Source organism: Pantoea sp. Cr_R13, assembly GCF_029222565.1.
GTDB lineage: Bacteria > Pseudomonadota > Gammaproteobacteria > Enterobacterales > Enterobacteriaceae > Pantoea > Pantoea eucalypti.
The window spans coordinates 105,285-113,939 of the sequence record NZ_JARHXL010000014.1; the positions used below are offsets into that span (position 1 = coordinate 105,285).

General features: G+C 50.4%; 8 protein-coding genes. 3 read left to right on the top strand and 5 right to left on the bottom strand.

What is annotated here, in order from left to right; translation table 11 throughout:
- Positions 1-196: 196 nt before the first annotated feature.
- Positions 197-721 carry a Der GTPase-activating protein YihI gene (gene yihI, locus P2R09_RS14740; protein WP_003850736.1) on the bottom strand — a complete coding sequence of 175 codons (525 nt, stop codon included), beginning with the start codon at positions 719-721 and terminating at the stop codon, positions 197-199.
- A 587-nt stretch (positions 722-1,308) separates the two neighbouring features.
- On the opposite strand from yihI, the gene yihA reads away from it, so the two are divergent.
- The gene (yihA, locus tag P2R09_RS14745; protein ID WP_275770862.1) at positions 1,309-1,908 is read left to right on the top strand and encodes a ribosome biogenesis GTP-binding protein YihA/YsxC; all 600 of its coding nucleotides are present in this window, start codon (positions 1,309-1,311) and stop codon (positions 1,906-1,908) included.
- A gap of 417 nt (positions 1,909-2,325) precedes the next feature.
- Here yihA and polA read toward each other — a convergent pair whose 3' ends face one another.
- The 4 genes from polA to P2R09_RS14765 all read right to left on the bottom strand — a co-directional run bounded on the left by polA (position 2,326) and on the right by P2R09_RS14765 (position 7,453).
- Positions 2,326-5,112, bottom strand: coding sequence for a DNA polymerase I (gene polA, locus P2R09_RS14750; RefSeq protein ID WP_275770854.1), 2,787 nt, complete (start codon positions 5,110-5,112; stop codon positions 2,326-2,328).
- Positions 5,113-5,489: 377 nt separating this feature from the next.
- On the bottom strand, positions 5,490-6,119 hold the full coding sequence (gene dsbA / locus P2R09_RS14755; RefSeq protein ID WP_003850731.1) for a thiol:disulfide interchange protein DsbA: 630 nt from the start codon (positions 6,117-6,119) through the stop codon (positions 5,490-5,492).
- Between the two features lie 26 nt (positions 6,120-6,145).
- The gene (locus tag P2R09_RS14760) at positions 6,146-7,132 is read right to left on the bottom strand and encodes a serine/threonine protein kinase (RefSeq protein WP_275770864.1); all 987 of its coding nucleotides are present in this window, start codon (positions 7,130-7,132) and stop codon (positions 6,146-6,148) included.
- Between the two features lie 45 nt (positions 7,133-7,177).
- Positions 7,178-7,453 carry a YihD family protein gene (locus tag P2R09_RS14765; protein ID WP_003850728.1) on the bottom strand — a complete coding sequence of 92 codons (276 nt, stop codon included), beginning with the start codon at positions 7,451-7,453 and terminating at the stop codon, positions 7,178-7,180.
- A gap of 47 nt (positions 7,454-7,500) precedes the next feature.
- Here P2R09_RS14765 and mobA point away from each other — a divergent pair, with 47 nt between their 5' ends.
- Both mobA and mobB read left to right on the top strand, forming a co-directional pair.
- Positions 7,501-8,067: a molybdenum cofactor guanylyltransferase MobA gene (gene mobA, locus P2R09_RS14770; protein WP_275770857.1), complete on the top strand. Its 567-nt coding sequence runs from the start codon at positions 7,501-7,503 to the stop codon at positions 8,065-8,067.
- Between the two features lies 1 nt (position 8,068).
- Positions 8,069-8,575, top strand: coding sequence for a molybdopterin-guanine dinucleotide biosynthesis protein MobB (gene mobB, locus P2R09_RS14775; RefSeq protein ID WP_275770859.1), 507 nt, complete (start codon positions 8,069-8,071; stop codon positions 8,573-8,575).
- Positions 8,576-8,655 lie beyond the last annotated feature (80 nt).

Below are 8,655 nucleotides of genomic sequence, written 5' to 3' on the forward strand. Positions count from 1 at the left end.
GCGAAGAAGAGGAGATGAAAGGTGAGCGGGTTGAGACCCGACGTAAACGTTGCTTCAGCCGCGACAGGCGTCGTAGTTTAAACAATAACCACAGCAGATAACATGTCGCCAGCAGCGCGAAAATTGATCCAGGCCAAAACATTGTCGTTTACCTGATAAGCGCGGCATGCGGAGACCGCATGCCGATCAAATTTGCTTAGTTGCCCTTCAGCAGACGGTACATATCTTCTTCAGCCTGCTCATCTTCAGCATCATCCATCACAATGCCTAACTGCTCCATCAGTTCGTCAATACGGTCCAGCGAGGCATCCAGCCAGCCCTGATCTTCAGCCGACAGGGTTTCGCCATTTTCCAGTCGATCCAGCAGCGCATCAAGACGCTCATCATTTTCCAGCTTCGCCAGCTCTTCTTCTGGCGTCAGGCGTGCTTTTTTCTCAGCTGCAGGTTTTTCCACGCTTTTCTTTGGCTTAACGGCTGCGGTTTTTCCGTCAGCGATCAGGGCCACCGGCTTTTTACTGCCGATGCGCGGATCTTTCACGTTATTAGCCTGACTCCCGCCATTGCTATCGGACGCCGCTGGATTAGCACGGCTGCCAGAAGCATGTCCACGATGCTTTTTATCACGTTTGCGATCGCGTGCTTCGTTGTTGATATCATCACGCGATTTGCGTTTGGCTTTGGCGGCAGGTTTGCCGTGAACAGCTCGTGCAGGTTGCTTCATAGTATTCGGTCCCGGCTTTTTTTATTCAGTATACAATTGCGGCGAAATCTAGCAGAAACCAGACAAAGAAAAAAGGCGACAGCTCAAGCTGTCGCCTTATTTCATACCTTCATAAGAAGGAATCATGTTTTAAATCCTTTTCGGCTCGTAACATCCCGGTCAATCCCGCGCCTGCTCAACTCCTGAGCTTTTCCTTATCCCTGTCTGAGCGTATCCCTGACTCATTTCCATTCCATCGCTCTCTACCCTCCTGGTATCCCTGAGCGCATCATCCTGATGGGTGCTGCCGTGCACTGCACAATAATGTAGACCATCTGGTAAAAGCCTCAAGTCAGCGCCACAAATAGTTAGTTCAAAAAAAGAACCATTCTAGATAAGATATTAAATAATAAGATTTTTTATTTTTAGTAATTAAAGTAAAAAGCGAAATAACTCGCAGTGGTAATGGCAAATCTCTTACAAATCTGACTAATCAGACGCGGTTGAGCACTTTCGCGCCATAACGCGTATAATCGGCCGCATTGCCTTAATGCGTTTTCTGGAGTGTCACCTTGTCTGAATTGAATTATCACGTTACCCACTTTGTCATGAGCGCGCCGGATATCCGCCATCTGCCTGCCGATACCGGAATTGAAGTGGCTTTTGCTGGCCGCTCGAACGCGGGAAAATCGAGTGCGCTGAATACGTTAACCAATCAGAAGGGTCTGGCGCGTACCAGTAAAACGCCGGGACGTACGCAGCTGATTAACCTGTTTGAAGTGAAAGAAGGTAAGCGTCTGGTCGACCTGCCCGGTTACGGTTATGCCGAAGTCCCGGAAGAGATGAAGCTGAAGTGGCAGCGTGCGTTAGGTGAATACCTGCAAAAACGTCAGGCGCTGAAAGGCCTGGTGATCCTGATGGATATCCGTCACCCGCTGAAAGATCTCGATCGACAGATGATTAACTGGTCCGTTGAAAGCGGCATTCCGGTGCTGTTGCTCCTCACTAAGGCAGACAAGCTCGCCTCAGGTGCGCGTAAAGCACAGCTTAATGTTGTGCGTGAAGCTGCACTCGAATTTGTAGGTGATGTGCAGGTAGAACTCTTCTCATCGCTTAAGAAAATCGGCGTAGATAAGGTTCGTCAGAAACTGGACAGCTGGTTCACAACGTTTGAACCGGCAGTGGTGGATCAGGACGCGGAAGAGTGAGTAGCAGCCCTGTGCCGCTGAAACCGGTGGTGCAAAAAGCCCAATAAAAAACGCCCCAGTCACAGAATGACTGGGGCGGCTAAATTCAGCCAAATCCGATTACGTGAAGTAAAAGGTCTGAAAGATAGAACATCTTACCTCTGTACCCTACGCGACGAACTTTACCTGATTTTCTGTGCGTGACAAAGGCTTTTTTGTTGCTTACTTACATCAAACAAGGCTTTTTTTACCACGTGCGTCACAAAAACAACGTTGCAATGTAGTTAAATGACGGAAAAAGTGTTTAGCCGATAAGCAGTTAGAAAAACACATTATCTCAGTACCAGCGTTGACCGCGCTGAGCCCGTTAACTAAACGATTTACTTATGCCTGATGACAGGCCAATTCCATTTTACGGAACCGGCCTCAGACGCTGAATCAGTGGGCTTCATCCCAGTTATTACCCACTCCGACTTCAACCAGTAAAGGCACGTCGAGCTGCACGCTACCTTCCATTAGCGCACGGATTTTCTGGCTGGCCTCTTCAACGGCCTCCGCTTTCACTTCGAATACCAGTTCATCGTGAACCTGCATGATCATTCTGACGGCATTGTCGTTTTGCTGTTCAAGCCATTCATCCACCGCAATCATTGCCCGCTTGATAATATCCGCTGCGGTTCCCTGCATTGGCGCATTGATCGCGGCGCGTTCTGCGGCTTTCCGGCGAATGGCGTTGCTGGATTTAATATCTGGCAGCCACAGCCGACGACCTTCCAGCGTTTCAACATAGCCGTTACTCGCCGCCAGCTGACGGGTGTTCTCCATATAACGCAGTACGCCCGGGTAACGTTCAAAATAGAGATCCATATACTTTTTCGCTTCGCCCGCACCGATATTCAGCTGACGCGACAGGCCAAAGGCGCTCATACCATAAATCAGACCAAAGTTGATCGCTTTGGCACTGCGACGCTGTTCGCCGCTGACCTTATCCAGCGCCACACCAAACACTTCGGATGCCGTGGCACGGTGAATATCTTCGCCCTGGGCAAACGCGTCCAGCAATCCTTTGTCCTGAGAGAGATGCGCCATGATACGCAGTTCAATTTGTGAATAGTCTGCCGCCACAATGCGATGGCCTTTGGCCGCTACAAATGCCTGGCGGATCCGGCGTCCTTCGTCATTACGCACCGGGATGTTTTGCAGATTCGGATCGGCAGAAGATAAGCGTCCGGTAGCGGTAACAGCCTGATGATAAGAGGTATGCACGCGCCCGCTTATCGGATTAATCATCAGCGGTAATTTATCCGTATAGGTCGACTTGAGTTTGGATAAACCGCGATGCTCCAGAATCACTTTTGGAAGTGGATAGTCGAGTGCCAGCTCAGCTAACACCTCTTCGCTGGTTGACGGCGCACCGCCTGGTGTTTTCTTAGTAGGTTTAATGCCCTGTTTTTCAAACAGGATCACCTGAAGCTGCTTAGTGGATGAGAGGTTAAAAGGCTCTCCCGCCAGCTCATGCGCTTTCAACTCAAGCTCAGCCAGTCGGGCAGTCAGCTCTTTGGAGTGTTGCGCCAGGATCGATTGATCGATTAGCACGCCATTGCGTTCTATCCGGGAGATGACGGTCAGTAACGGCATCTCAATCTGTTCGAACACTTTTTTCGGGCCCGCTTCTTTCTCCAGCTCTGGCCACATCTTCAGATGCAACTGCAGAGTCACATCGGCATCTTCGGCAGCATAATGAGCAGCCTGCTCTAACGCGATTTGATTGAACGTCAGCTGATTTTTGCCTTTACCGGCGATCTCCTGGAAGGTGACCGTTTTATGGTTAAGCCAGCGAGCGGCCAGGCTATCCATGTCATGTTTACCCACCACGCTGTTGAGAATATAGGACTCAAGCATGGTGTCGAATTTGATACCGGCCAGTTCAATATCGTAGTTCTTCAGCACGCCACGGTCGTATTTCAGGTTCTGGCCCACTTTCCAGGCGTTTTCATCTTCAAGCAGAGGCTTGAGCTGTGCCAGAACGGCTGCACGATCCAGTTGATCAGGCGCATCAAGATAGTCATGAGCAACCGGCAGATAGGCGGCTTCACCGGGCGCTACTGCGAAGCTGATACCCACGATGTTAGCGCTCAGGGTATCCAGCGCGTCGGTCTCCAGATCAAAGGCAAACACTTCGCTGTTTTTCAGCTTCTCCAGCCAGCTATCAAAGTGTTCCTGATCCAGGATCGTGACATAACCCTCGCTCGGCAATACGCTGCTGGTTTCAACGACTACAACTGGCTCATCAGACAACGCTTTTTGCGCCTGAGTATTGTTCTTCTTGCCCTGCAGCCATTTACCGTCCTGCAAGTCACTCAGCCAGCGTTTGAACTCATAGCGACTGAACAGGGTCTGCAGTGCCTCGACATCAGGTTCAGTAACGTTGAGCTCTTCACAGGGCAGCGCCAGCTCAACGTCCGTCTTGATGGTCGCCAGCTGATAGGAAAGAAACGCTACATCACGATTCTGCTCAAGTTTGGTCGCCATGGTTTTGGCACCCCGAAAGCCGAGATCGGCCACCTTGTCCAGATTGTCATAGATCGTCTGCATGCTGCCCAGTCCCTGCAGCAGAGCCTGCGCGGTTTTTTCACCCACACCCGGCACGCCTGGGATGTTATCTGAGCTGTCGCCCATCATGGCCAGAAAATCGATGATCAAGGCGGGCGGCACACCATATTTTTGCTCAACCTCTTCCGGGCCCAGAATGGTGTTGCTCATGGTATTTATCAGCGTGATAGCTGGGGTGACCAGTTGCGCCATATCTTTGTCGCCGGTGCTAATCAGCACTGAGAGGCCTTTTTTCTCTGCTTCCAGCGCCAGCGTACCGATGACATCATCAGCTTCAACGCCGCTCACCGCCAGTAACGGCAGCCCCATCGCCCGTACCATCTCATGCAGCGGCTCGATTTGCGCACGTAAGTCATCAGGCATCGGTGGACGATGAGACTTGTAGTGTTCAAACAGCTCGTCCCGGAAAGTTTTGCCTTTGGCATCAAACACCACAGCAACATGACTCGGATTGTATTGCGCCAGCAGGCTTTTCAGCATGTTGAGCACACCGTACATGGCACCAGTGGGTTCACCTGCACTATTGGTCAGCGGCGGAAACGCGTGATACGCGCGATAAAGATAGGATGAGCCATCAACCAGAATGAGGGGATTTTCTGCTATTTGCGCCATAAGTCTGTGTTGTCTTCGTTGCTATGGGTTGGTCTATAAGGATGCCACAACCTGGCAGAAAGGGTGAACTAAGGCGTAGGATATGTCGCGTTTTTGACGGTTCTGGAGATAAGATCGCAACGATCATTCTGTGGATAACTTTGTGCGTAAAAATTATAACGCGCTTTTTTTCAGGATCTTAAATGATTACACCTCAAATAAAAACCATATATTTCATTGACTTATTTAATTTCCGTGACCCGATCGGCAATTTTAATTACGCGATCCCTTGTGTGGATATTAAATTTATGCCCTGGAGATGGACAAAATTTATGTCTCTGTTCAATAGCATAAAAAAACGCCAGCTGAGCTGGCGTTGAATGATATGACAAAGCGTGTTACTTCTGGCTTACGAGGAATTTAACCACGTTCGCGTAGTCAGCAACGAAATTGTCCATAGAGCTGGTATCAAGGCCGCCGTTGTTCACCATATATTTACCATTGACGAACATCGCTGGCACACCGCGCAGATCAACATCCGCAGCCGCTTTCTGCTGTTGTGCAACCAGCGCTTTTACGGCGAAGCTGTTCCATGCAGCATCATAGTCAGCAGCGGAGATACCGGCCGCTTTGACAAACGTCTCTTTCAGACTGGCAGGATCGGTGATTGTCTGCGTTTTCTGGATGCCATCAAAGATCGGTACTGTCACCTTATCTTCAACGCCCAGCGCCATCGCCACTGCCCAGGCCTGGGTCACAACCGGTCCCAGATCGCCACCAAGGAAATCGACGTGGTATTTCACCAGTTTGGTGTCAGCAGGCAGATTCTTTTTCACCGCGTCATTGACGTGATAAATACGTTCAAACTGATAGCAGTGCGGGCAGAAGAAGGAGAAGAACTCCATCACCTGAGGTTCGCCGGCCACGGGTTTCGGCAGACTTACATATTGTTTACCTTCAGTGAACTGGGCAGCGGACGCGCTGAATGCCAGCACTAAACCCATCAGAGCAAACCAAATTTTTTTCATCGTGAAAAATTCTCCTGACTACGTCATTAATATTGCGGTGTCAGCTGCAGAGGAGGTTCCTGCAACAGCTTCTCCTGCTCGGTAAAGAGTGAAATTTGCCTGCGCCAGAAATCTTCATCTGTCATCCAGGGGAAAGCGCGAGGAAAAGCGGGATCCTGCCAGCGTCGGACAACCCAGGCCAGATAATAAACCATGCGCATAGCGCGTAAAGGCTCAATCAGTGACAATTCATTAATATCAAAATCACTGAATTCACTGTAAGCCTCCAGCAGAATATCCCACTGAATACGCTGTTCCTGTCGATCGCCGCTAATCAGCATCCACAGATCCTGTACTGCCGGGCCATTACGGGCATCATCCAGATCGACAAACAGCGGTCCGTCACGCCACAGAATATTACCCGGATGGCAGTCGCCATGTAATCGTAGCGGCTGCCACGTAGTGTGCCACTGTTGCTGCAGCGTGTTGCCCAGCTTATCAAGCGCCTGCAGCAGTGCAGCCTTAAGTGATGCAGGCACTAAGAGTGATTGTTCCAGAACCTGACGGGGTTCATGCAGATATTCATCCAGGCCTATGGTCGGTCGATTGCTGAATAACGTTTTGCGCCCGGTCTGATGAATGCGCCCCAGGAAGCGGCCTACCCATTCCATCTGGTCTTCATTGTCTGTCTCATATTGTCGTCCGCCCAGGCTGGGAAAGACGGCAAAGAAGAAGCCAGCGTGGCTGTGCAGTGTTTCACCCTTTAACCGCAGTGGTGCTGCGATGGGTACCTCGTCAGCCAGCAGATCGAGTGCATACTGATGCTCTTCAGCAATCTGTTCGGCACGCCAGCGCTGTGGACGATAAAACTTCGCTACATAGCGTCGTTTTTCATCATCGCTGAACTGATAAACCCGGTTCTCATAGCTGTTCAGGGCTGTCAGACCCGACTCGACGCGAATTCCTGTCTCCCAAAGCGCATCAAGCAGCACATCGGGATTCAATGTCTGGAAGTTAAAAGCAGCGTCGCTCATCATTTTACCTGTAGTCACCCTTACATTTAACTGCCAAGGATAACACTACTCGTCCTGTTTAATGACACCCCGTGCGCGGAGCAGTGCTGTTTTGAAATCAACTTCATAGTCTTTTTTAAGGCCGGGAATTTCATCATCGCTGGCAGAGTCACGCATTTTAAGATGGTAAATTAATACATCGTCGGTTAATTCACTTAACGGGCCACGGAATCCAGATTCCTGAGCCAGTTTCTGCAAAAATGTGACCAGATTAAGGTCAGGTTCTTTTTGCCAGGCGGGTTGCAGCAACGCGATCAGCTCGTTTAAACGATGGCATTTCATTCAGGATTATCCCGTATTCACAGTGCGTCATTAGCGAGGACACTCTCATGACAATATTAACCGGCGTCATTCTGGCCGGTGGTCAGGGCCGCCGCATGGGTGGTCAGGACAAAGGATTAGTGCACCTGAATGGCAGGCCACTTTATCAGCATGTCCTTGAACGGCTCAGGCCACAAGTGGACATTGTCATGATTAATGCCAATCGCAATATTGATCGCTATCAGTTAAGCGGGTGTCGGGTTGTTCAGGATGTTTTTGATGATTATCCGGGTCCACTGGCCGGTATCTACAGTGCGTTGATCGCCATTGACGGTGAATGGGCCGCTTTTTGCTCCTGTGATACACCTGCAGTGCCGCTTAACGTCGTGGAAAAACTGGTTGAGCAACGCGGAGACGCGCCAGCCGTCTGGGTTCGCTCACAGTCGCGCGATCACCCGACACTGGCTCTGATTCATCGTGATATGGCTGCACCGCTCTATGACTATCTGCAGGCTGGTGAACGACGTCTTATGCACTTCCTGCGCGATCACGGTGGTCATGCAGTACTTCTGGCTGACGATGAGTCTGCCTTTCGCAATATTAATACGCCCGATGATCTCAATGAGAGAGGTTGATATGTCCTTACCCTTACTTGCGATTGCGGGCTGGAGTGGAACCGGTAAAACGACGCTGTTACAGCAGGTGATACCCATTCTCAGCAGTAAAGGGATTCGTGCCGGGCTGATTAAGCACACACATCATCAGATGGATGTGGATACGCCAGGTAAAGACAGCTATCTGCTCAGAAAAGCGGGTGCCCATCAGGTGATGGTGGCCAGTTCGGAGCGATGGGCATTGATGTGTGAAACACCGGAAAAGCCGTCGATTGATCTGCCTTATCTGCTCAGCCGTATGGATCACTCTGCGCTGGAGATCGTGCTGGTTGAGGGCTTTAAAGAGGAATCCGTACCTAAAATTATATTATGGCGCGAAGGGATCAAGGGCGGAATTGATGAACTGCTTGATGAGCATGTGATCGCTGTCGCCAGCGACCAGAAACTGGCCCTGCACGTGCCGGTTCTGGATATAAATTGCCCAAATAGCGTTGCAGATTTCATTGCGGATTGGATGGGAAAGTGCTGAAGCCGGTAAATTCAGCGTGTTTTTCACGATCTGCAGACGTGAAGAAGCCCCGCACTCTCGTGCGGGGCTTCTTCACTTAT

What these genes read in the sequence shown, in the direction of transcription:
- mobA (WP_275770857.1), top strand. Translation starts at nt 7,501, where the DNA reads ATGACAATATTAACCGGCGTCATTCTGGCCGGTGGTCAGGGCCGCCGC.
- dsbA (WP_003850731.1), bottom strand. Translation starts at nt 6,119, where the DNA reads ATGAAAAAAATTTGGTTTGCTCTGATGGGTTTAGTGCTGGCATTCAGC.
- yihI (WP_003850736.1), bottom strand. Translation starts at nt 721, where the DNA reads ATGAAGCAACCTGCACGAGCTGTTCACGGCAAACCTGCCGCCAAAGCC.
- mobB (WP_275770859.1), top strand. Translation starts at nt 8,069, where the DNA reads ATGTCCTTACCCTTACTTGCGATTGCGGGCTGGAGTGGAACCGGTAAA.
- P2R09_RS14760 (WP_275770864.1), bottom strand. Translation starts at nt 7,132, where the DNA reads ATGAGCGACGCTGCTTTTAACTTCCAGACATTGAATCCCGATGTGCTG.
- yihA (WP_275770862.1), top strand. Translation starts at nt 1,309, where the DNA reads ATGAGCGCGCCGGATATCCGCCATCTGCCTGCCGATACCGGAATTGAA.
- P2R09_RS14765 (WP_003850728.1), bottom strand. Translation starts at nt 7,453, where the DNA reads ATGAAATGCCATCGTTTAAACGAGCTGATCGCGTTGCTGCAACCCGCC.
- polA (WP_275770854.1), bottom strand. Translation starts at nt 5,112, where the DNA reads ATGGCGCAAATAGCAGAAAATCCCCTCATTCTGGTTGATGGCTCATCC.